Raw genomic sequence first — 22,798 nt, forward strand, 5'->3', positions numbered from 1 at the left:
GACACCTGCCCATCAGGGTACCGCCCGCTGCCGCGTTCATCCCCTGTGAGCCTCTCGCAGGTCAACGGGCGATACCGCGCCCGGGTTCCCGGGCCACGCTAGCGCGTGCCGTCGGACACACTGCCCACCATCTCGCCGAGGCGGGTGCGCAGCGTCTTCGGGTCCGCCGGCGCCACGGTCACCCACTCGCGCCCGTCCGTCCCGGCCCGGGAAAGGCTCAGGTAACGCCCGGTTGCGGTGTCGAACCAGCCCAGCACGCGGGACCGCTGCCTGGCCCCGACCGGCGAACGGCTGTTCGCTGCCAGCTGACCGCCGCGCTGCCGGGGCTGCCCGGCGATGCGGCCGTATGCCTCCCGCGGATCGACGGCGAGGCGTTCGCTCAACGGCGTCCGCCGCGCCCGCCCCCGCCGCTTGTCGTCCTCTTCGCCCGGCCCGGACGGCGAGGAGACCGGCACCCGGATCGGTGCGGTGCGCAGGGCCTCGTCCAGCGGGAGGGTGACCGACGCCTCGCTGCCGCGCGGCGCGGCCGGCAGCACCCCGACGACCGCCGAGACCAGCCCGTCCGGCGGGACGTCACGCAGCCAGATGCCGTCCGCGTCCTGGACCGCGAGCACGCCCTTGGTTTCGTCGGCCGCCGCGAGCACGCCGACGGTCGGCGCTTCGAACTGGGGGATGTGCAGCGCGTCGATGGTCAGCGGCGCGAAGGCCAGCAGGTGCAGGGCGTCCTCGATCGGCGGCGCCGGCCTGCCCCGCGGGTCGCGGATGCCGCGCGCCTTCAGCTCGACGTCGGCGCGGTGGCGCAGCGAGACGCGCTCGTCCTCGGTGGCGCCGTGCGACCGGATGAGGAGCGGGTACGGCAGCTCGCCGACCTGCGCCGACTCCCACAGGAAGTCGAACGCCAGCGGCGAGAAGAACTCTTGCATCATCACTCTCCCGGATCGGACTCTTGCCCAGCGTAGCCCGCACCCCCGACAAAACCGGACCGCTCCGGGCCGGGCTGGGCACGTCCGAAGAGCCGGGACTCAGACCGCGGTGGTCGTCGCGGCGCCCGCGAGCATCTCGCCGAGGCGGTGGCGCAGCGTGGCGGCGTCGGCGGGGGCGATCGTGATCCAGTCCCGCCCGTCGCGGCCGCGGCTGGACTGGGCGAGGTAGCGGCCGGACTCGGTGTCGAACCAGCTCAGGACCGGCGTGCGGGTGCGCCCGCCCAGCCGGGTGCGGGCGTTGGCGCCGATCTGGCCGCCGCGGAGCCGGGGCTGGGCGAACAGCCGGGCCAGCGCCTTGCGGTCGTCGTCGGCCGACGCACGGCCGTCCGGGACACCGGGACCGCCGGGCAGCTGGTCCTGCGGCACGGTGACCGACTTCTCGGTGCCGCGCGGACCGCCGGGGAGCAGCGAGACGATCGCGCTCGCGAGCCCGTCGGCCGGGCACGGCTGCAGGTGCAGGCCGCGGGTGTCCTGCACGGCCAGCAGGCCCTGGCCGCCCAGCACGCCGGCGACCGAGAGCAGGGGCTCGGCGTCCGGGGCGATCAGCTGGACGGCGTCCAGGCTGAGCTCCGGGGCCGCCAGCACACCGAACCAGTCCTCGATGTGCGGCTCCGGCCGGCCGCGGCCGTCGGCGAGGCCGCGCGCGGCGAGCCCCTCCAGCGTGCGGCGGCGCAGCAGCGCCCGCTCGTCGACGGTCGCGCCGTGCGAACGGATCTTGAACGGGTACGGCAGCTCGCCCAGCCCGGCGGACTCCCACAGGAAGTCCACCTCGGCCGGGGTGAGCAGCTCAGCGTTCGGCATCGAGCCACCCCCAGGAGGAACCGGGCCGGGCACGCGCGCGGCGTGCCCGGCCCGAACGGATCAGCGGTCTTCGTCGTCCCCGGACCACGCGCCGATGACCGGCGGCGGGGTCGCCTGGTTCGCGCCGAAGGCCTCGTCCGGGTCCGCCTCGATGAGGAAGGACGCGTGCGTGTGCTCCTCGTCCTGCTCGCCCTGCGCACCGTGCGGGGCCATGCCGCCCATGCCCGGGTTCATCGGCGGCGGCGTCTGGCCGCCGATGGTGCCCGCCGGCGAGACGACACCCGGCTGCGGCCCCTGCGCCGAAGCGGCGCTCTGGCCCTTGCCCTCGGCCGAGGCCAGGGTGGTGTCGTCCTTCGCCTTCGCGCCGGACTTGCTGCCCGCGCCCAGCGCCCGCGACGCCAGCGCGCCGAGGCCGCCGACCGCGCCGCCGAGCCCGAGGCCCATGCCGATCTTGCCGAGCGGGTTGCTGCCGCTGTGCTGGCCGCTGCCCGCGCCGACGGTGCCCGCGCCGGTGGCCGTCCCGGCCCCGGTGACCGAGCCGCCTGCCGCGTCGCTGCCGAGCACCGCCGCGTCCTGGCCGAAGCCGGCCGCAGCCGGGACGCCGCCGTGGGCGCCGTTCGGGCCGACGACACCGGCGTGCTGCGCGCCGAACGCGCCGCCGTGGCCGCCGAAGCCCGCGCCGCCGGAGGCGAAGATCGCGTCGCCCGCGCCGGGCAGCGCGTCGACCGGGCCGGTGCTGCCGACGGTGTTCACCGCGTTGAACGAGATGGAGTTGTGCGACGCCGTCGGCTTCATGCCCAGCGACTCCGGGCCGAAGCTCGGGGTCGAGTTGTCGACCTCCTTCATCGCCTGCGTGTAGGCGTTGAAGAAGGCGACCTGCTGCGCCTTGACGTCGTTGGCCGCGTCCGCCTGCGCCTTCTGGTCGGCGACCAGCGCCGCCGGACCGCCGGCCAGCGCGGCCGCCATGGCCTGCTTGGGGTCGTAGTCCTTCGGGGCCGGCATCTTCTTGACCTCGGCGGCCGCCGCGGCCTGCCGGGCGAGCCGGTCGGACATCGTGTGCGCGGCGTCGGACGCCTGCGAACCGGAGTTCGCGATCGCCACCAGCGCACCCTGCGCACCCGCGGCGCCGCGGCCGACCCAGGCGTTGCCCAGCTCGGCGATCGCGTTGTACAGGTGGTCGGACGCCTGCTTCAGCTCGCTGCCGTGGTGCGCCCAGGCGTGCCCGGTCGCCTCGGCGGTGCCGGGGTCGTTGTTGTTGACCGCGCCGGCGTAGAGCTGCTGGCTCTCCTGCGCGTTCCAGTTCGGCGGGTTGGCGATCGCGCGGTCGCTGCCCATGTCGAAGCCGCCGGCGCTGCCGCGGGCGTTGTCGACGATGTTCTGCGAAGCCGCGTTGTCGCCGAGCGGGACCAGCGAACCCGGGTCGGTCGTGCCCGGCTGGTCGGTGTTCTTCGGAGCCATGACTACGAGTTCCCCTCTGGACTCAGGCGTTGCGGAACGGGTCGGCCGCGGCCTGGTCGATCTCGTGGTACCGGGACATCGCCGTGACGATGCCCTCTTCGGCGGCGGAGTACTGGTCGAGCAGGTTCTGCAGGGCGGCGGCGTAGGAGTCGCCGCCGCCGTCCGCGCGCTGGACGAACTTCGCGGCCATCGCGTTGCCGACCGGGTTGTCCCCGAGCTTCGGCGGCTGCGCGAGCGTGCCCGCGCCGCTGAGCAGGGCCTCGACCGCGTCCTTGCCGGTGCGGATCTTGTTCAGCACGGTCTGCGCGGCGTCGGGGTCGATCCCGACCTGACCCGCCGCGGCCGCGGCCTTGAAGGCGTTCGCGTCGGCAGCGCTGCTGTTCCCCATCTGAGCTCTCTCCCGTTCCCCCGACCCGGTCACCGCGGGCACGAATGGTCTTCGCATAGGTTAACGCACGTGATCAGAGCCTATGACGCAAACTTCGTGCCCGGGGTTCCGCGAATCCGGTGGTTGCGGTGAACGGTCGGTGAACTACGCCGTGTAGACCTTCGGGTCCAGCGTCCCGATGTAGGGCAGGTCCCGGTACCGCTCGGCGTAGTCGAGGCCGTAGCCGACGACGAACTCGTTCGGGATGTCGAAGCCGATGTACTTCACCGGCACGTCCACCTTCACCGCTTCCGGCTTGCGCAGCAGCGAAACCACCTCGAGCGACGCGGGGTTGCGGCTCGCGAGGTTCTTCAGCAGCCACGACAGCGTCAGGCCGGAGTCGACGATGTCCTCGACGATCAGCACGTCCCGGCCCGCGATGTCGCGGTCGAGGTCCTTCAGGATCCGCACGACACCCGACGACGAAGTCGCCGAGCCGTACGAGGACACGGCCATGAATTCCAGCTGCGTCGGCAGCGGCAGCGCGCGGGCGAAGTCGGTCATGAACATGACCGCGCCCTTCAGGACGCCCACCAGCAGGAGTTCGCCCTGCCCGTTGGCCGGATAGTCGGCGGCGATCTGCTCCGACAGTTCCGCGATCTTGTCCTTGATCTGCTGCTCGGTGACGAGCACGGAGGCGATTTCGCCCTCGTACACGGGTCATTCTCCTCGTGTGGTGGGTTGGGAGGTGAGGCAGAGCCTGCCACGGCACCGGCTCGCCTCCAAGTTGCCGGGCAACCACACGCCGCCCTGACCACGCCACCGGGCGACGAGGTCGTCGACCGCCCGCAGGTGCGCGTCGGTGAGCTCGCGCACACCCGATTGCAGCAACCACCTGCGGAGAACCCGCCGGCGCAGTGCCGCGGGCTCCGCTTCGAGCACCGCGACTTCCAGCCCTTCGGGGCCGCCCGCGCGGGTGAAGATCAGGTCCGCGACTGTGTCCAGCGCCTCATTGTCTTCACGCAGCTGCGCCGCCGTCCGGGCGAGCGCGGCGGCGACTCCGCCGTTGAGGACATCTTCCAGCAACGGCAGGACTTCGGTGCGCAACCGGACGCGCGTGAACCGCGGTTCGGCGTTGTGCGGGTCGTCCCACGGCTCGACGCCGAGCTCGGCGCACGCGGCCCGGGTCGTCGCGCGCGGGACGGCGAGCAGCGGCCGTCCCCACGGCGGGTCGTGCGGCCGCATCCCCGCCACGCTGCGCGGGCCGGAGCCGCGGCCGAGCCCGAGCAGGACCGTTTCGGCCTGGTCGTCGAGGGTGTGGCCGAGCAGGACGAGCTCGTGCCCGGCCAGCGTCCGGTAGCGGGCGTTGCGCGCGGCGGCTTCCGGGCCGCCCCGGCCGGTGACGTCGGCCCGGCGCACCTCGGCTTCGTCGGCACCGAGGGCCTTCGCGGCGGCGGCCGCGTCGAGCGCGATCTTCGCCGAGCCCTCCTGCAGGCCGTGGTCGACGACCAGCGCGCGGACGACGTGCCCGCGGTGGTGCCCGACGTACGCGGCGGCCTCGGCCAGCGCCAGCGAGTCGGCGCCGCCGGAGACCGCGACGCACAGCTCGGGCGGGGCTTCGACGGCGTCCAGGAACCCGCGCACGGCCCGCCGGACGGCCGCGACCGCCGGCCCGGTCATCCGTGCAGGCGCCGGACCCACGCCGCCGGATCGGCGATCTCGGCGCGCGACGGCAGGGTGTTCGGCGACCGCCAGACGGCGTTGAAGCCGTCCATGCCGACGGCGTCCACGACGTGCTTCGTGAACTTCGCGCCTTCTTCGTACTGACGGATCTTCGCGTCGACGCCGAGCAGCGCGCGCAGCAGCCGGTCGAAGACGCCGCCGCCCTTGCGCCGGGCGGTGAACCGGGCACGGATCTTGTCGACGCTCGGCACCACCTGCGGCCCGACGGCGTCCATCACGTAGTCGGCGTGGCCTTCCAGCAGCGTCGAAAGCGCCAGCAGCCGGTCGAACACCGCCCGCTCCTTCGGCGACTGGAACAGCTCGGCCAGGTTCAGCTTCGGGCCCTGCTTGATCGCGTCGGGCAGCCGGCCGACCAGGTCGGCCAGGCTGTCGGTGCCGCCGCCGGCGAGCCCGGAGACGAGCCGCTCGACCTCGTCGGCGAAGTAGTCGCGCAACCACCGGACCGCGGTGAACTGGAGCCGGTGGGTGCATTCGTGCAGGCAGACCCAGAGCCGGAAGTCGTGGCCGGACACGTCCATCGCCCGCTCGGCGGCGACGACGTTCGGCGCCACCAGCAGCAGCCTGCCTTCCTTGTCCGGCCCGCCGAAGGGGTCGTACTGGCCGAGCACGCGGCTGGCGAGGAAGGCCAGCACCAGCCCGGTCTGCACGCCGGCGCCGCCGGCCAGGATCGGCCCGAGCGGGCCGCCCTGCTGCGGCAGCGCCCGCCCGGTCAGCGCGTCCAGCCCGGCCGCGGCCGACCGGACCCAGCCGGGCCGGTCGACGACCTCGCCGGGCAGCAGCGGCAGGTCGAGCCCCAGGTTCGTCAGCCCGCGCACGTGCCCCTCGGCCTCGACGGTCAGCTCGCGCAGGTCGGCGACGGCTTCGTCGGCCTGTTCGCGCGGGACCTGCGGGCCGCCGCGCACGAGCAGCGCGCCGGTCTGCGCGGCGATCGCCCAGTCGACCATGGGCCGGGTCTGCGTTTCCTGACTCACCCTTCCGACGCTACCTGCCCCGGCGCGGGTTTCCGGCCACGATCTTCGTACGGTTCGGCGTCCGCTAAGCGCAGCCGCACTTGCGGAGGCTCGTCGCGAGGGCGTCGAGGGCGTCGCGGCCGGAGTCGGTGTCGGAGCCGTTGGACATGAACGCGAACACCAGCACCCGGCCGTCCTGGTCGAGGACCAGCCCGGCCAGGGTGTTGACGCCGGTGAGCGTGCCCGTCTTGGCCCGCACCCAGCCGCGGCCCGCCTGCGACGCCGGCGTGTCGAACCGCTTGTCGGCGAGGGTGCCCGAGCCGCCGGCCACCGGGAGACCGGCCAGCACCGGGCGCAGCTTCGCGGTGCCCGGGTTCTTGCCCTCCGGCGCCGCCGCGGCCGCCAGCAGCTGGGTCAGCAGCCGCGCCGGGATGCGGTTCTGCGACGAGATGCCGCTGCCGTCGGACAGCACGACGCCGGTGACGTCGAAGCCGTGGTCCTTCAGCACCTTGATGGTCGCCTTCGAGCCACCGGCGTAGCTCGCCTCCTCGCCGTTGGCGAGCGCGACCTGCCGGGCGACTGCCTCGGCGAGGACGTCGTCGGACAGCTCCATCAGGTCGGACACCAGCTCGGTCAGCGGGGCCGACTTGACCTCGGCGACCACCTTCGCGGACTTGGGCGCGGTCGCCTGGCCGCCCGCCGAAGCCCCCAGCTTCGAGGCGATCGTCCCGGCGAGCGCGCTGCCCGCGTTCGCCGTGCGCTGCGAGTTGTTGTCCTTGGGGTTGATCCGGCCGCCGTCGGCCATCACGGGCGCCAGCTGCGTCGCGTAGGTCGACGGCGCGTCACCCGCTTCCCAGCCCGGCGCGGTCGTCGCCCCCTTGAACAGGGTCAGGTCGACCTGCACCTTCTTGACGCCCGGGACCGCCTTCTTGACCTGCGCGACGAGGTCGTCGACGTGCGCGGCCCCCGGGTACAGCGGGGAGTCGGTGCCCAGCGGCAGGTTCGTGAGGGTCGTGTCGCCGCCGCCGACCAGGATCACCGTGCCCGGGTCCGCGCCCTGCACGATCTTGGTGGACAGCCGCAGGTTGTGGTCCAGCGAGAGCAGCGCGGCCGCGGACGTGAGCACCTTCGTCGTCGACGCGGGCGTCACCGGCGTCCCCGAGCTGTGGTCCCACAGCGTGGTCCCGCTCACCGGGTCGACCACGCTGCCGGTGAGCTGGCCGAGCGCGCCGCTGCCGGCCGCACCGGCCAGCGTGGACTTGACGCCGTTGGCGCTCGGCGCGGTGCCGGCCGTGGCCGGTCCCTGCAGCTGGCGCGTCGCCGAGGACGGCGACGGCGAGTCGCCCTTGGGCGCGTTCGGCGCCCACGGCAGGGCCAGCCGGTTCGCCACCTTCGGCATCGCGGCGGCGACCCCGCCACCGGCCAGCACCAGGAGGACGACCACGACCAGCGCGATCACCTTGCCCTTGCGCCGCTTCTTCGGCGGCTCTTCGCCGGAGGGCGCCTCGGCCGCGGGCGGGACCGGCGGTTCGGCGGGCGGCTCGGCCCGCGGCGGCTCGCCGCGGAGCTGGGGCTGCTGCTGGAAGACCCCGGGGAACTGGGTGGGCCGCTCGATCCCGACGGTCGCCTCGGCGTCGAACCGCTGGCCGTCCGGTTCGATCCGCTGCGGGCGGGCCAGCGTGCCGGCGGACGCCGAAGGCACGACTCCCCGCGGCGGCTCGGGCGGCAGCGCGGGACGGCGGTCGCCCGGCTCGGCCGGCCGGTCGGCGGCCCGGTCCTCCCGCAGCTCGATGCGCTGGGCCCAGGGTGCGTCGGACCGCTGCTGCTGAGCCTCGGCTCGTTGCTGCTGCCCCTCGGCACGCTGCTGCTGAGCCTCGGTGCGCTGGGATTCTTCGCGGCGGCTCAGCTGCTCTTCGCGGCGTTGCTGCTCCTCGCGCCACAGCTGCAGCTCTTCGCGCCACTGCTGCTGCGGCTCCTCCGGGCGTTCCTGCTGCTCACGAGCCCAGACATCGCGCTCGACCGGCACCACCGGCGTCGGCTGCGCCACCTCGATGAACTGGGTGCTCTCGGCGGCCGGCTTCGGCTGCTCGACCTTGATGTACTCGGTGCCGTCCTCGGCCGGCTTCGGCGGCTGCTTCGGCTCCCGGCTGCCGAGCCGGTCGGCCAGGTCCTGCTTGGCCGGGGCCGCCGGGGGCGCGGGTTCCTCCGCGGGCGCGTTGAGGCCCGGGATCGGCTCAGGCGGCACGTTCGGCGCGAACCACGACCCCTTGGGCGCGTCGCTGCCTGTGACCTTGGGCACGGCGGGGCGGTCGCCACCGCTCGCCGGCGTCTCGGGCAACGGCATCGGAGTGGTCTCCCGCGCGCCGGACGACGAGCGGTCTTCGTCCGACGAAGGCCACATCGGCTGGTCGTTTTCCGGCACCCACCACTCCTTCTCACCTGCCCCGGAAGGGGCCAAGCTCACATGCCGCGAGGCCGACATCGATGCGGCTCCCCGGCAGGGCGTAGTCCACACTAGGAGACGTCAAGACAGTCATGAAGGTTGCCGCCCACGACTGTGGTGCCCGGATCCGACGAAGAAGTAGCGAGGACGGCGTGGAGTTCGACGTCACGATCGAAATCCCCAAAGGGGAGCGCAACAAGTACGAGGTCGACCACAAGACCGGCCGCATCAAACTGGACCGGACGCTGTTCACGGCCACGCAGTACCCGGCCGACTACGGCTTCATCGACGACACCCTCGGCCAGGACGGCGACCCGCTGGACGTGCTCGTCCTCGTGCAGGAGCCGACGTTCCCGGGCTGCCTGATCCGCTGCCGCGCGATCGGCATGTTCCGGATGACCGACGAGAAGGGCCCGGACGACAAGGTCCTCGCGGTCCCGACGAACGACCCGCGCCTCGAGCACCTGCGCGACATCCATCACCTGAACGAGTTCCACAAGCTGGAGATCCAGCACTTCTTCGAGGTCTACAAGGACCTCGAGCCCGGCAAGAGCGTCGAGGGCTCGTCCTGGGTCGGCCGCGCCGAGGCCGAGAACGAGATCGCCCGCTCCTACGAGCGCGAGACCGACCGCCTGGCGAAGGAAGAAGCCAACGGCGGCCACTGAGCCAACGGAAAAGGCCCCCTCGGGATCACCCGAGGGGGCCTTTTCACGCGGTCAGTGCGCCAAGGCGAGGACCGGAGCGGCCTCTTCGGCCTCCGCGCGCTGCTCCATCGCCGACTTGTCCGACAGCGGCTTCTCCTTGAGGAACCACACCAGCGCGAAGCCGACGGTCAGCACGATCCCGCCGACCAGGAACACGGTGCTCATCGACTCGGCGAAGCCCTGCAGGATCGGCCGGGCCAGCGCCGGGTCGAGCGTGGACAGGAACGACGTGTCGTTGACGTCCAGCGCGCCGCTCTTCATCTGCTGCGCGAAGGCCGGGTTCTGGGCCAGCGCCGACACGTAGGCCGGGCTGGTCATCGCCGAGCGGATCGCGTTCGCGATCCGGTCGCCGACCGTGCCGAACAGGATCGAGAGGAACACCGCGGTGCCCGCCGTGCCGCCGATCTGCCGGAAGAAGGTCGCCGCCGAGGTGGCGACGCCGATGTCCTGCGGGCGGACGTCGTTGGTCGCGGCCAGCACCAGCGTCTGCATCGAGGAGCCGAGGCCGAGGCCGATCACGAAGGCGATCACCATGACCAGCGCCAGCGAGGTGTCGACGGTGATCGTCGACAGCGCGAACAGCGCCGCCGCCATCAGGCCGATCCCGGCCACCGCGAACATCTTGTACCGGCCGGTGGCCGCGATGATCCGGCCGCTGGTCAGGCTGGCGACCATGATGCCGAGCGTCAGCGGCAGCATCTGCAGGCCGGCCTGGGTCGGCGTCGCGCCCTTGACGATCTGCAGGTACAGCGGCAGCGACATCATCGCGCCGAACATCCCGGCGCCCTGCACGACGGTGACGATGGTCGACATCCGGAACACCGAGCGGTTGAACAGGCGCAGCGGCAGCAGGGCGGCGTCGCCCATGCGGCGTTCGATCCAGACGAAGGCGGTCACGCCCAGCGCACCGACGACGTACATGGCGATCGAAGCGGCGGAACCCCAGCCCCACTCGCGGCCCTGCTCGGCGACGATCAGCAGCGGCACCAGGCCGGTGGCCAGCGCCACGGCACCCCAGTAGTCGACCTTCTGGTCCACGCGGGTGTGCGGGAGGTTCAGCACCTTGCTGACGACGACCAGCGCGGCCAGCGCGATCGGGACGTTGACCAGGAAGACCCAGCGCCAGCCGGTGATGCCGGCGAAGGTGTCGATCCCGGCGAAGAACCCGCCGACGACCGGGCCGGCCACGCTCGAGATGCCGAAGACGGCCATGAAGTAGCCCTGGTACTTGCTGCGCTCACGCGGCGCGGTGATGTCGGTGATGATCGCCAGCGCGAGCGACATCAGGCCACCGGCACCGAGGCCCTGGAAGGCCCGGAAGGCGGCGAGCTCGTACATCGACGTCGCCATGCCGCTGGCCAGCGAGCCGACCAGGAAGAGCGAGATCGCCGTCAGGTACATGGGCTTGCGGCCGTAGAGGTCGGACAGCTTGCCGTACAGCGGCGTCGAGAGGGTGGCGGTGATGAGGTAGGCGGTGGTGGCCCAGGCCTGCAGGGACAGGCCGTGGAGCTCGTCGGCGATGGTGCGCATCGAGCTCGACACGATGGTCTGGTCGAGCGCGGCGAGGAACATGCCGAGCATCAGCCCGGACAGGACGGTCAGGATCTGGCGGTGGGACAGCTTGCCTTTCGTAGCGGCTGCTCCTTCCGCCGTGGTGGTGTCGCTCATGGTGGTCTCCCTCGGAAGCCTTCGGCGTAGTTGCTTGTACCTCTCAACTACTTGCTTGAGCCAAGTATTCCGCGAGACGGTTGTATCGTGCAATCAAATTTTCTGTGAGCCGGGTCTCCCGGCCCGCTTGACGGCCTTCGCGACCACGGTGACTTCGGCGGACGGCACGTCGAGGCTGGTCACGAAGCGGTAGAGGCCGCCGAGGTCGCGGCACCAGACGGCAGCCATCAGGTTGGTGACGCCGGTGGTGGCGAGCGTGCCGTGCACCATCGGGTGCTTCGCCAGCGCCCGGCCGACCTCGTCGAGCCGTCCGGGCGGCACGGTCATCCAGACGTTGGCGTCGACGTCGAGCCCGAGCGCCCGGACGTCGATGTTCGAGTAGCTGCGGATGCGACCGGCCCTGGCCAGCCGGTCGAGCCGACGGCGCACCGTGGACTCCGGCGCTTCGACGGCCAGCTCGGCCGGCCCGAGCCGCGCATCCGCGGCCAGTTGATCGAGGATGCGCCGGTCGAGGTCGTCGAGCGGCACGTCCGCGCCGGGTGGCGGCGGGGTCAGCGCGGCGAGCTCGGCGCCGGTCAGCAAGCCGGTTCGCCACTGCGTCGCGTCGGAGAAGACGCGCAGGATCGAGTGGGCTCGCAGCTCGGTGACCGCGGTCGTCGACGGCAGCGCGTCGTGGACCAGCCTGCCGTCGAGGCCGCCGAGCGCGACGGCGCTGATCTCTTCACCGCCCGCGAGGACGTCGACGAACAGCACGTCGTCCCGCCGGGCCAGGGCGTCGGCGATCGCCGATGTGCGGCCACGGAGGATCTTGACCCGCAGCAGCATCGCGCCGCGCAGACCGTGCGCGGGATCGGGGACGCACACGACTTTCAGCCGCCCGTCGGCGCGAAGCCGGGCGATGACCCGGGTGACCGTGCGCGGCGAGAGGTCGAGCACCTCGGCGATCCGACCGGACCCGGCGCGGCCGTCGACCTGCAGGGCCGAGACGACTCGCTGTTCGATTTCCGTCAGGATCTGCATGCTTGAGTCCGAATCCGCTCATCCGCCCACGCTGGAGTACCGCACAGAGCCACGCGAGCTTAATCCTGGCGTCATGCTGAAACCGTGCTCGACATCGTGGAAACCCTGGCCGCCGACGTCCGCGCCCCGGACCGGCCGCCCGCCTCCTTCGCGGAGCTGGGCGCGGTCTTCTCGGCCATCGACGACCCGCTGGCGGCCGAGCTCCGGTCCGCGCTGACCGAGGTGCGACCCGCCGCCTGGGCCGGCGAGTTCGACGACCTCCCCGCGGGCGAGGTCTGGGTCGTCGACGCCCTCGACGGCGCCGTCCAGCTCCTCCAGGGCCTGCCGCAGTACTGCCTCACCGTGACGCTGGTGCGCGACGGCGAACCCGAACTCGCGGTGCTGCACTCGCCGTGGCTGAAGGAAACCTACGCGGCGCAGAAGGGCGAAGGCGCGACCCGGAACGGGAAGGCGATCGAGCCGTCACGGAAGACGTCACTCGAAGCGGTCGTCGCCGCGACCAGCCAGCCGCCGTTCGTCACGAAGCAGCCGGGCGTCGCCGAAGCGGCCGGCGTCTCGCTGACCGCCGTGCTGAAGGAGGTCGCCGCCGTGCGGAACCTCGGGCCGACCTCCTGGCAGGTCGCCGACGTCGCCGCCGGGCGGCTCGACCTCTTCTGGCAGTACGGCACCGACGCCACCAACCTCGCCGGCGCCGCCCTGGTCGCGCGCGAAGCCGGCGCGGTGGTCACCACCGCCGACGGCGCCCCGTGGACGCCGTCGGCGAGCAGCTTCCTCGTCGCCGCGCCGGCCCTGCACGAAAAGGCCGTGCGAATCCTTCGTCAGGCGGAGTAACCCGGGATCGGGAACGGGGTCAGGAACTCGCGGATCTCCGCGGCGATCGTGTCCAGCGCGGCCTCCTCGGACGCGGCGGCCGCCGTCACCGTGCGGTCGATCCACTCGGCCACCTGCGGCTGGTGCTCCGGCTTGAGGCCGCGGGTGGTGATCGCGGACGTGCCGAGCCGGATGCCGGACGGGTCGAACGGCTTGCGCGGGTCGAACGGCACCGTGTTGTAGTTCAGCTCGATGCCCGCGCGGTCCAGCGCCTGCGCGGCCGGCTTGCCCGCGACCGCCTTGTTCGTCAGGTCGATCAGCAGCAGGTGGTTGTCCGTGCCGCCGGACACCAGGTCGTAGCCCTTCGCGAGGAGTGCGTCGGCGAGGGCCTTCGCGTTGGCGACGATCGTGTGCGCGTACTCGCTGAAGTCCGGGCGCTGCGCTTCGCCGAGCGCGACGGCGATCGCCGCGGTCGTGTGGTTGTGCGGGCCGCCCTGGAGCCCAGGGAACACGGCCTTGTCGACGGCCTTCGCGTGGTCGGCGTCGGACAGGATCATCGCGCCGCGCGGGCCGCGCAGGGTCTTGTGCGTGGTCGTGGTGATCACCTGCGCGTGCCCGACCGGCGACGGGTGCGCGCCGCCCGCGACCAGGCCGGCGATGTGCGCGATGTCGGCGACGAGCACCGCGTCCACCTCACGCGCGATCTCGGCGAACGCCGGGAAGTCGATGGTCCGCGGGATCGCCGTGCCGCCGGCGAAGATGAGCTTCGGCCGGTGCTGGCGGGCCAGGTCGCGCACCTGGTCGAGGTCGACGCGGCCGGTCTCCTTGGCGACGCCGTAGCGCACGGGGGTGAACCACTTGCCGGTCGCCGAGACGCTCCAGCCGTGCGTGAGGTGGCCGCCATCCGGCAGCGCCATGCCGAGCACGGTGTCACCGGGCTGGGCGAAGGCCAGGTACACGGCCAGGTTCGCCGGGGACCCGGAGTACGGCTGGACGTTCGCGTGCTCGGCGCCGAACACCGCCTTCGCCCGCTCGATGGCCAGCTGCTCGACCTGGTCGATGAACTGCTGGCCCTCGTAGTACCGCTTGCCCGCGTAGCCCTCGGAGTACTTGTTGGTCAGCACGCTCCCGGTCGCCTCGAGGACGGCCTGCGAGACGTAGTTCTCCGAGGCGATCAGGCGGATCTTGTCGTGCTGGCGCTGGGCTTCGTCCTCGACGAGCCCGGCGATGGCGGGGTCGGCGGTGGCGAGCGCGGTCAGTTTCGGCTGGTGTGTCATGGCGTACTCCGGCTCTGGAGTGGCCTTCACCCAGGCGCGCGGTGCCGGCCTCGTCGTCGCTTCCCGGTGGTGCTCCACCTCGATGGCGCCAGTCGCTGCTGCGCGTAAGAGCCTAGACCACCCCGCTCGAAGCGCGATGCACGTCAATCCACGACCACGACCCCCATCGAGCGGGCCGTGCCGGCGATCGTGCGCATCGCCGCCTCGACGTCGGACGTGTTGAGGTCCGGCAGCTTCCGTTCGGCGATCTCGCGGAGCTGCTGCGTCGTCAGCTTGCCCGCGACCTCGTGCCCGGGACGCGCGGAACCCTTGTCCCCCAGTGCTTTCTTGATGAGGAACGACGTCGGGGGCGTCTTGAGCCGGAGTGCGAACGAGCGGTCCTCGAACACCGAGACGACCACCGGCACGATGTCGCCGCGCTGGGCCGCCGTGGCGGCGTCGTAGGTCTTCTTGATCTCGACGAGGTTGACCCCGGTCTGCCCCAGCATCTTGCCGAGGTCGACGACCGGGGCGTTGCCCGCGGCGAGTTCCAGGGTGACTTGGTGGGTGAGTTTCTTCTTCGGAGCCATGCCCCGAAGCTAGAGTCTCCAGTTACTGGAGAGTCAAACCGGTTTCGTGCCCGCGCGGTGCCGCCGTGCCAGCTCCTGGTAGATCGCCGCGTTGTGCTCGACCCACATCCGCGCCGAGTCGGTCAGCGGGACGAACTTCTTCGCCGGGCTGCCCATCGCGATGACCTCCTCGGGCACCTCCGTCGCGGGCGTCACCGTGGCCCCGGCCGCGACCAAGGCCCGCGCGCCGATCTTCGCCTTGTCGAGCACGGTCGAGCCGTTGCCGATCAGCGCCTGCTCCCCGATCGTGCAGTCGTGCACCAGGCACTGGTGGCCCACGGTGACGTTCTTGCCGACTTCGCAGACGCCGTCGTTGACGTGGATCACCGAGTTGTCCTGGATGTTGGCGCCCTCCCGGATGACGATCCGGCCGAAGTCGGCCCGGATCACCGCGCCGAACCAGACCGAGGCGTCCTTCTCGACGACGACGTCGCCGATGAGGGTGGCGGTGGGGGCGATCCAGGCGTCCGGGTGGACCTGCGGGCTGAGCCCTTCGAACGAGAACAGAGGCATGCCCCGCACCCTAAACCGCGCAGGCCCCCTTCCCCGGCCGAGCGGGAAAGGGGGCCGTTCGCGAGCCGCGGCCGGTTGCTGGGGGTCAACCGGTGATCGCGGCGTTGATCAGGATGTCGACGGCCTGGTCGTTGCGGGTCGTCTGCGGCACGATCTGGGTGTCGCGCGGGTAGAAGCCGGGGCTGCTGCCCTTCGGGTACATCTCGAAGGTGAAGCTCCAGATCTTGTGCGTCGCCCACATCCAGTCGTTGACGCTGCCGTCGGTGATGTAGAGGTCGCTGGACTGCTCCGGCGTGTAGCCGTTGGTCGCGGCCATCTGCTTGCCGAGCGTCTGGAACTTCTGCGCCTCGGCCGCGGTCATGCCCGGCGCGGTGTCGGCGTAGGTGTAGCCGAACGGCCAGAGCACCAGCTCGGAGTAGGTGTGGAAGTCGATGTGCGTCTTGATCTGCTGGACGCCGCCGACCACCCGCGAGTTCACCCAGTTCGACACGGCCCGGGTCTCGGGTGCGGAGAACGCCGCCGTGCCGCGGTAGGTCTCGCTGGACGTCGAGCCCGACGAGCCGCCGCAGCAGCCCCACTTGTAGCCCCAGTTGCGGTTCGTGTCGGTGCCGGGGCCCTGGCGGTTCTTGCGCCAGCTGTGGAACGTGCCGCCGGAGATGTCGTACTCGGAGCCGTCCGGGTTGACGCTGGGGATCACCCAGATCTCGGTGCTGTCGACAAGTCGCTTGATCGCCGGATCGGTGGCGTACCCGCTGGTCAGGCGCTGCACGATGTGCAGGCACATCTCGGTGGTGAGGTGCTCGCGCGCGTGCTGGTTGCAGGTGAAGAGGACCTCGGGCTCGTTCTCGTCGGTGGCGACGTTGTCGCTGATCTTGATCAGCGACAACGCGCGGCCCTCGTACGAGGTGCCGGCGCTGCCGAGCTTCGCGAGCGCCGGGTAGTTCGCGACGGTCTTCTGCAGCTCGGTCTGCGTCTCGGCGTAGGTGTGGTAGCCGGTGTAGCCGGCCGGGAAGTCCTCGACGGTCGCCGTGCCCTGCGGCCGGTTCACCTTGCCGAGCGACTTGACGCCGTAGCCCAGCGCGCGCAGCTGGGCGGCTTCGCCGGGGTTGGCGATGACCGTGGTCGTCGCGCCTTCGGCGTCGAGGATGTCCGCGCCGGTGCGCGCGACCTCGGTGCGCTGCTGGGCGGTGGCGGCGCCGGTCACCTCGTAGACCTGCGGGCCGCCGGGCTGGGCGGCACCGGCCTGGCCGCCGAGGGTGAGCACCAAGAGGACGGCCGCGGCCGCGGCCATGCACGTTCGTGTGCGCATCACGTCTCCTGCTCTCGGGGGTTCCTCGACCTTGGCCGGAGCCGGACGGAGGACACAATCCGGAGCAGTACGGATCTATTGGCGGTTTCTACCCGTAGTTCGCGAAGCAGAGCGCCTCGATGTCGGCACGCAGCGTGGCGAACGGCCGCGGGCGCACGCGCTGCTGGACGACGGTGCCGAGCAGGTAGGACAGCAGCGCACGGGCCCTGGCCCGCGGGTCGTCGACGTCGAGCGGGGCGAGCAGCTCGGCGAGCAGTTCCGTGAGCGAGGTGAGCATGACGTCAATGGCCTGCGGGTGCTGCGCGCGCCCGGCGGCGATCCAGTACTCGAACCAGAGGAAGGCGGCGTTGGGGTTGCCGGCGAAGACGCTCAGGTACTCCTCGAGGACGGCGAAGAGCCGCTCACGGGGTTCGTCGTGCTTCGCGGCGACCTCACGCAGGCCCGCGGCGAAGGCGGTGATGTGCGCGGCCATGGCCCGGTCGATGAGGACGTCGATGTCGGCGAAGTAGTAGTGGATGGCGCTCTTGGTGAGCGGGCCGGCATCGGCGATGGCCCGCACGGTGCACCCGGCGAGGCCATCGCGGGCGAGGACGACGCGGGCGGCCTCGACGATCTGTTCCTGCTTGGCCAGCTGGTTGGGCGAGAGCCGCTCGCTGCGACCGGGGACTGCGCTCACGGTGATTCTCGTTACCTTCTTCCTGGACGTCAGCCTGGAAATCCTAGGGCAGACGTCCGGTGGGTGGCGTTCGGGTGAAAAACCGGATTGGCCACCCCGGTCCGCGCAGCGGACAATGCCCGGCATGGTGATCTCAGGGGACAAGGGGCTCAGCCCGGCTGCGCGCAGCCAGCTGGAGAAGGAAATCGCAAACTTGCGCGCGCAGCGGGAGGCCCTCGCGCCGCAACCGGGCGAGCAGGAGCGCACGGGCGACGCGGCAGACCAGGCGGACGTAATCGACCGCGCAGAGGCCGCGGCCCGCCTGGACCGCCAGATCGCCGACCTGGCGGCCAAGATGGAGCACGGAGGCTACGGCAACAGCCAGCTACCGGACGGAACGGTGGTCTCCTTGCGCTTCCCGGACGGCGACGAAGAGACGTTCCAGGTGGTGACGGTCCCCGGCGAGGACGCGGACGCGATCACTTCGGACAGCCCTTTGGGCCTGGCGCTGGTGGGCGCGAAGGCGGGCGACGAGATCACCTACCGCACCCCCCGAGGCGACGCGAAGGCCACGGTGGTGAAGCTGACCCCGCCGAAGTAAGACCCTGACGATCCCGAAGGCCCCCGCTCGGCGAGCGGGGGCCTTCTCTCGTCTTCGAGACGACCCATCCGGGTGGTTCTCGTTGTCCGTCACCCGTCGTTGTCGGCCAGCAGGGCGCGCACGGTGTTGCGCCGCTCGTCGTCAGCGGCCGTTGCCACCTCTGGAGGCACGAAGGTGTCTCGCCGCAGCTGGACACCCACCGCCTTTACCCTGCGGAGCACCAACCGCGGAAGGCGAATGAGGAAGATACGCCGGAAGACGCGACGCCAGGGCTCATCTCCCCAAGGCGGCTGGACGTTGGCCAAGATCGCATAGGAAAACCGCCGGGCACTTGGGTACTTCAGCGACGCAGCCACCAGCGCCAGCACTGCATAGAGCAGCACAGCGAATGCCCCGCCAATCGTCATACCCACCAGTTCGGACACTTTTCCCAGGGGTAAGACGACCGTTGCGTAAAGTGCGAGATACGCCGTCAAAAAAAGGAAGGCGAGCGAAACCGAGACCCATCGACGCCGAAGACGGCCAGGCGGGACCAGCGTGGCCAGGAGATCGATTCCGGTCGCTTCCGATTTGGTTCCGAACGGCGACGGCAGCCTCCGGGTGATCACCAACGTCAAGGCGTAGCTGTACATCGAAGGCCCCAGGATCCGCCGCGCACTCCACAGTGATCGGGTCTCGGCCGACGGTGGTTTGCCGTCGAAGTACCACCGGCTCGAGGCGTCCAGTGAACCGTTGACGCGCGCCTGCAGCGGCGTGGGATCTCGGTCCGCCAGCTCGTCCGCAACGAACTCGCTGGTCATCCCCGCGTGCGCGAGGACGATGCTCCACTGCTCCAGCTTCTTCGTGTTCTCGGTCGGGCGAAGGGCTTCGAACTTCTGGATCGCCAGCGAACGGAACGCCGGATCGTCGAAGCTGGCGATGATCAGCCCCGGCCGTTCCGCCACCAGGTCCATGCCGACCGCATCGGCGAGCCGGAACGCGGCGGGAGCGTCTGTCCTGGCGAACGTCACGAAGACCCGGCTCAGGCGGCTCTTGTCCGACCGGATGAGGGTTGCGAAGAACTCGTCCTTGTGGCCGTCGTCCTCGCGGTTGAACAGGACCCGCCACTCCGCCTCGTCAGACAGCACCACGCTGAACAGGTGCAATCGCCGGAGCCAGTCCTCGTCCCATTGGTCGGAGGGCGTCGACTCCAGTGCTTTCTCCTCGCTGGCACGGTAATCCGCCCAAAGGGCAAGGTCGTAGGCCTGCGTCTCCAGGAAGCAGCGCCCGAGTGTCTCGCTGTCGACGAAGGGGGCGAGCCCGATGAGGGCATCCGTCCGCTCGGACCGGTGCGTGGACGCCACGCAGAACGGAATGACCTCGACAAGACGGCTCCGCAACTGCGCTTGAGAAGACTTGGCGAAAGCCTTCTGGAGGTCACGCAGTGCCTGCCACCCGCCGGTGATTCCCTGCGCGAATTCGCGCGCGGCGAGGAACTCGCAGAAGGTGAGGTGGATGAACCGGAACGACTCGCGCGGCCGTTCTTCCGAGATGATGCCGGTTTCGTTCAGAATCCGCAGGAATTCGACCTCGGCGACCTCTGCGGACGCTTGGAGGACGTCCCGCACCACCTCGATCGCCGTCGACCAGCTCAGTGAATTGGCCGGCTGCGCCGGGTCGGCGATGTTGTCGCGGGCCAGCCGCCCGAGAATGGTTTCGCGCTGCTCGCGCAGCATCGACCGGGCTTGGCTGCCGAGCTGCCGGCTGCGTCGCCGGACCAGGAGTTCCTCTACGACGTTCGAGTAGAACGCGGTACGGGTGTCCGGGGCGCCGCCGTCGTGCCTGCCCTCCACGTCGCTGGCGACGTACATGGCGAGCACGAGCGGGTTCGAGCACATCTCCCGGAGTGTCGGCCGGTCGGCCAGCTCGCTGTAGAGCCGGGTGACTTGCGCCTCGGGGTCGTCGTCGAACGGCCAGTTGCCGAGGAACCGGTAGATACCGCTCGGCGTGAACGGCTGGATCTGGACCACCATCGGGAAGCCGTCGTCGAAGTGCTCGCCGATCTGCTGGTGGAACTGGCTGCGCATGGTGAGCACGACCGAGTTGCCGTCGCTCTTGTTCTCCAGCAGCCTGCTCAGCTCCAGGATCGCCGTCGCGACTCGGGGATAGACATCACCGGCGACCTCGTCGAGCCCGTCCAGCAGGACCACCACGCCACGGCCGAGCGCGTACACGTCGAACAGCTTCTCCATCTCGAAGCCCTCAACGGCGGCGACAGCGCGACGCAGCTCCCCATAGGCCCACTTGCCGAGCAAGTCCTCGGCCAGGTCCGGCGGCGAGAAGGTCTTCAGCTCCAGCATGATCGGCAGCTTGTGCTGGGGTAAGCCGTGCAGGCCCTGGCTCAGCATCTGCCGGAACATCTTCTTGACGAGAGAGCTCTTGCCGGATCCGGGATCGCCGATGATCCGCACCCGGAGGCCCTTGCCCAACACCTCGTTCATGAGGTTCTGGGAGCCCATCTTCTTGCTGAACCGCAGCGGCACGAAGACCGAGTCCGTCTCCAGGAGAACGGACGTCCTTCCGGGAACGGCGAGGTACCGGTTGCCGGACTTCCCCAGCAGGGTGCGGCAATACCGCCGAAGACTGACACGGCGCATCAACGCGGTCCGGAAGACCCGCCCGACCGCGAAGAAGACCGCGTCGAGAAGTTCTGAGGCGTGCTCCTTGAGGAACTTGACAAGCCGGCGGATCAGAAAGTAGCCGATCGGCAGTACAACGGCGGAGAGCGCCGCTGTCAGGGGATCGAACCAGTTGAGCACGCAGACCACCCCTCGCTCGACGTCCGCGCACCTTGGTCGCTGACTGCGCCGCGGCCGTTACGGCACGCGGTCTACCTCACCGGGTGGTCTTCCGGGAATTTTCGAGGGACCCAGGTCACCCACTTAGCCACCCGCTAGACGAGTCAGGCCCCACCCGAGGACTCTCGGATGGGGCCTGACCTGCGGAGCCGCCTAGGGGAATCGAACCCCTGACCTATTCATTACGAGTGAATCGCTCTGGCCGACTGAGCTAAGGCGGCGTTGTCTCCTGCTTGCGCTGGCGACGATAGCAAGTGTAGCGGAGGCTGTGCGCGTCACTTTTCGGGGGGACCGTCGTTAGGGCCCTATGACGTCGGTCTCACTCCCCGGTTGACCTGTCTGGAGGCTCTGGCACATGCGGCGAAGACTGCCCCGTTCGGTGGCGCTGACGGCGGCTGGCGCGCTTGTCCTGTTCAGCGCGGCGCCCGCCTACGCCGATCCGACCTATCCGACGACGCCGATTCCGCAGCCGGCGAATCCGGGGCAGGCGCCGATCTCGGCGCCCATCGGGCCGCAGCCGCTCGGGCAGGCCGTTGGGGATGCCGGGACTGCGCTCGGGATCATCCGGTTGCTGCCCAATGCCGTGCCGACCAGCACCATCCTGCCGGGGTTCGGGCAGACCTTGCCGAAGCAGTCGGCGCTCGAGGCCGGGATGGGGCTGTCGAGCGCATCGGCGAACTCCGACGCCTACCTGAACTACGAGAAGTCGATTGCGCAGGCGTCGCCGTTCGGGTTGTCCGTTGGCGGGAACGCGCCGCAGACGCCGGGCAGTGTTGTGCAGACCGCGTTGCCCGACAACCCGCAGCCGGTCAGCGGTGGCCTCAATGCGCCGTCGAATCCGCTGCTCAACGTCGGGCTGCTGAATGGGAGCGCGCACGCGCGGTGGAGCCAGACGCTCGGGCCGTGCGTCGACACCATCGCCGATGCCAGCACGTCCGTGGCCAGCCTGTCGCTGCTCAACGTCGTGCCGTCGATGCCGAACCTCGGGCTGGACGCGCTGAAGCCGAAGCTCGACCCCAGCTCGCTGGCCAGCGGGTTCGACCTGACGAAGGGCCTGCAGAGCCTCGGCGGCCTGCTGCAGGGCGGCGGACAGACCACCGCGGACGGCACCGGGTCGCTGCTGAGCCTGCCGAACACGCTGTCGTCGCGGTCGCAGGTGAAGCTGGTCGACATCCCGGGCTCGAAGAACAAGGCCGTGCAGTCGACGTCGACGCTGCAGGCCGCGGACATCGAGATCCTCAAGGGCACGCCGCTCGCGCTGAGCATCAAGGTGGCCAGCCAGCCGACGCTGAAGGTGACCTCCACCGGCGACGCGAAGACGTCCAAGGTCGAGTACACCGCGCCGGTGCTGACCATCGAAGCCGGCGGCAAGGTGCTGTACACGCTCGACGCGGCGCACCCGACCAAGGACATCCCGATCGGGCTGCCGCTTAAGCCGCTGAGCGACCAGTTCGGCGCCGTCAAGGACATCCCCGTGGTCGGCGGCCTGCTCGCCACCGCGGCCGGGCAGATCCAGCAGGTGGGGACCACCGCGGGCACCGTGCTCGACCTCGGCGTGCTGCGGCTGAGCATCGCCGGGCTCGACCAGAAGTCGGCCAACATGACGACGCCGTTCAAGGGGTTCCAGCTGGGCGCGTCGGCGCGGATGTTCGACCTGCAGCTGCTGCCGACGACCAAGCTCAAGAGCCTGCTGCCGGACGACCAGGCGAAGAACCTGCCCTCGTCGCTGGCCCAGCTGTCGCTCGGCGAGCAGATCGCCCGGGCGTACGCGCCGACCGGCGGCGTGGTCTGCGGGACGACGTCGACGCCGCCGCCCGCGGGCGGGGAGGCGCCGAAGGGCCCGGTGAAGAACCTCGCCTACACCGGTGGCGCGTACGACACCGTGCCGCTGTTCTGGACCGGCACCGCGATGCTGCTGCTCGGCGTGGTCATGGTGGCCGCGATGCCGGGTGGCCGCCGTCGCCCGCTGGCCGTGGCCGTCGAAGCGAAGCCGTTCAAGCCCTCGCCGCGTCCGCGCGAGTGATCCGAGGGGTATGAAGGAGCCCGTCAGG

The 22,798-nt window shown here is 70.9% G+C and carries 20 protein-coding genes and 1 tRNA gene; 4 read left to right on the forward strand and 17 right to left on the reverse strand.

From position 1 onward, the window contains the following. Nucleotides 1–98: 98 nt before the first annotated feature. From OO60_RS17050 to dacB, 8 genes are all read right to left on the reverse strand, one after another. Nucleotides 99–926: an ESX secretion-associated protein EspG gene (locus tag OO60_RS17050; RefSeq protein WP_004562708.1), complete on the reverse strand. Its 828-nt coding sequence runs from the start codon at nucleotides 924–926 to the stop codon at nucleotides 99–101. A 96-nt stretch (nucleotides 927–1,022) separates the two neighbouring features. Then, nucleotides 1,023–1,784, reverse strand: a complete 762-nt coding sequence (locus OO60_RS17055) for an ESX secretion-associated protein EspG (protein ID WP_004562707.1) — start codon at nucleotides 1,782–1,784, stop codon at nucleotides 1,023–1,025. A 60-nt stretch (nucleotides 1,785–1,844) separates the two neighbouring features. Continuing rightward, nucleotides 1,845–3,242 (reverse strand): hypothetical protein, encoded by a 1,398-nt coding sequence (locus OO60_RS17060; protein WP_033261642.1) that lies wholly within the window; start codon nucleotides 3,240–3,242, stop codon nucleotides 1,845–1,847. Between the two features lie 22 nt (nucleotides 3,243–3,264). Beyond that, nucleotides 3,265–3,630, reverse strand: a complete 366-nt coding sequence (locus tag OO60_RS17065; RefSeq protein ID WP_033261643.1) for a hypothetical protein — start codon at nucleotides 3,628–3,630, stop codon at nucleotides 3,265–3,267. Between the two features lie 144 nt (nucleotides 3,631–3,774). Continuing rightward, nucleotides 3,775–4,326: a hypoxanthine phosphoribosyltransferase gene (hpt, locus tag OO60_RS17070; protein ID WP_033261644.1), complete on the reverse strand. Its 552-nt coding sequence runs from the start codon at nucleotides 4,324–4,326 to the stop codon at nucleotides 3,775–3,777. A gap of 3 nt (nucleotides 4,327–4,329) precedes the next feature. Further along, nucleotides 4,330–5,289, reverse strand: a complete 960-nt coding sequence (tilS, locus tag OO60_RS17075; RefSeq protein WP_033261645.1) for a tRNA lysidine(34) synthetase TilS — start codon at nucleotides 5,287–5,289, stop codon at nucleotides 4,330–4,332. Beyond that, the gene (locus OO60_RS17080) at nucleotides 5,286–6,296 is read right to left on the reverse strand and encodes a zinc-dependent metalloprotease (RefSeq protein WP_033261646.1); all 1,011 of its coding nucleotides are present in this window, start codon (nucleotides 6,294–6,296) and stop codon (nucleotides 5,286–5,288) included. Before OO60_RS17080 ends, tilS begins: the two co-directional genes overlap by 4 nt. Before the next feature lie 91 nt (nucleotides 6,297–6,387). Beyond that, nucleotides 6,388–8,724 (reverse strand): D-alanyl-D-alanine carboxypeptidase/D-alanyl-D-alanine endopeptidase, encoded by a 2,337-nt coding sequence (gene dacB / locus OO60_RS17085; protein ID WP_033261647.1) that lies wholly within the window; start codon nucleotides 8,722–8,724, stop codon nucleotides 6,388–6,390. Between the two features lie 173 nt (nucleotides 8,725–8,897). Here dacB and OO60_RS17090 point away from each other — a divergent pair, with 173 nt between their 5' ends. After that, nucleotides 8,898–9,410 (forward strand): inorganic diphosphatase, encoded by a 513-nt coding sequence (locus tag OO60_RS17090; RefSeq protein WP_004559896.1) that lies wholly within the window; start codon nucleotides 8,898–8,900, stop codon nucleotides 9,408–9,410. Between the two features lie 51 nt (nucleotides 9,411–9,461). On the opposite strand, the gene OO60_RS17095 is transcribed toward OO60_RS17090, so the two are convergent. Next, nucleotides 9,462–11,117 (reverse strand): MDR family MFS transporter, encoded by a 1,656-nt coding sequence (locus OO60_RS17095; RefSeq protein WP_004559895.1) that lies wholly within the window; start codon nucleotides 11,115–11,117, stop codon nucleotides 9,462–9,464. Between the two features lie 93 nt (nucleotides 11,118–11,210). Continuing rightward, a complete protein-coding gene (locus OO60_RS17100) occupies nucleotides 11,211–12,137 on the reverse strand; it encodes an Lrp/AsnC family transcriptional regulator (protein WP_004559894.1) in 927 nt (308 codons plus the stop codon). 84 nt (nucleotides 12,138–12,221) lie between these two features. Between OO60_RS17100 and OO60_RS17105 the strand changes: the two genes are divergently transcribed. Beyond that, on the forward strand, nucleotides 12,222–12,968 hold the full coding sequence (locus tag OO60_RS17105) for an inositol monophosphatase family protein (RefSeq protein ID WP_004559893.1): 747 nt from the start codon (nucleotides 12,222–12,224) through the stop codon (nucleotides 12,966–12,968). Here OO60_RS17105 and OO60_RS17110 read toward each other — a convergent pair. From OO60_RS17110 to OO60_RS17130, 5 genes are all read right to left on the reverse strand, one after another. Further along, on the reverse strand, nucleotides 12,956–14,224 hold the full coding sequence (locus OO60_RS17110) for a serine hydroxymethyltransferase (protein WP_004559892.1): 1,269 nt from the start codon (nucleotides 14,222–14,224) through the stop codon (nucleotides 12,956–12,958). The two genes, OO60_RS17105 and OO60_RS17110, sit on opposite strands and share 13 nt — an antisense overlap. 143 nt (nucleotides 14,225–14,367) lie before the next feature. Further along, nucleotides 14,368–14,793: a 50S ribosomal protein L11 gene (rplK, locus tag OO60_RS17115; RefSeq protein ID WP_004559891.1), complete on the reverse strand. Its 426-nt coding sequence runs from the start codon at nucleotides 14,791–14,793 to the stop codon at nucleotides 14,368–14,370. A 33-nt stretch (nucleotides 14,794–14,826) separates the two neighbouring features. Then, complete coding sequence (locus OO60_RS17120; RefSeq protein WP_004559890.1) at nucleotides 14,827–15,345, reverse strand: gamma carbonic anhydrase family protein; 519 nt, start codon at nucleotides 15,343–15,345, stop codon at nucleotides 14,827–14,829. 85 nt (nucleotides 15,346–15,430) lie between these two features. Next, complete coding sequence (locus tag OO60_RS17125; RefSeq protein ID WP_004559889.1) at nucleotides 15,431–16,636, reverse strand: M14 family metallopeptidase; 1,206 nt, start codon at nucleotides 16,634–16,636, stop codon at nucleotides 15,431–15,433. Nucleotides 16,637–16,742: 106 nt separating this feature from the next. Further along, entirely contained in the window at nucleotides 16,743–17,330 is a 588-nt protein-coding gene (locus OO60_RS17130) for a TetR/AcrR family transcriptional regulator (protein ID WP_004559888.1), read from the reverse strand. A gap of 124 nt (nucleotides 17,331–17,454) precedes the next feature. Between OO60_RS17130 and OO60_RS17135 the strand changes: the two genes are divergently transcribed. Continuing rightward, nucleotides 17,455–17,910: a GreA/GreB family elongation factor gene (locus tag OO60_RS17135; protein WP_033261743.1), complete on the forward strand. Its 456-nt coding sequence runs from the start codon at nucleotides 17,455–17,457 to the stop codon at nucleotides 17,908–17,910. A gap of 89 nt (nucleotides 17,911–17,999) precedes the next feature. On the opposite strand, the gene OO60_RS17140 is transcribed toward OO60_RS17135, so the two are convergent. Together OO60_RS17140 and OO60_RS17145 are read right to left on the reverse strand one after the other, a co-directional pair. Next, a complete protein-coding gene (locus OO60_RS17140; RefSeq protein ID WP_155849035.1) occupies nucleotides 18,000–20,708 on the reverse strand; it encodes an NACHT domain-containing protein in 2,709 nt (902 codons plus the stop codon). Between the two features lie 186 nt (nucleotides 20,709–20,894). Then, nucleotides 20,895–20,968, reverse strand: a tRNA-Thr gene (locus OO60_RS17145). Between the two features lie 134 nt (nucleotides 20,969–21,102). Between OO60_RS17145 and OO60_RS17150 the strand changes: the two genes are divergently transcribed. Next, on the forward strand, nucleotides 21,103–22,770 hold the full coding sequence (locus OO60_RS17150; RefSeq protein ID WP_051767707.1) for a hypothetical protein: 1,668 nt from the start codon (nucleotides 21,103–21,105) through the stop codon (nucleotides 22,768–22,770). Nucleotides 22,771–22,798: the final 28 nt, after the last annotated feature.

It is taken from the genome of Amycolatopsis vancoresmycina (assembly GCF_000716785.1).
GTDB classification, from domain to species: Bacteria; Actinomycetota; Actinomycetes; order Mycobacteriales; family Pseudonocardiaceae; genus Amycolatopsis; species Amycolatopsis vancoresmycina.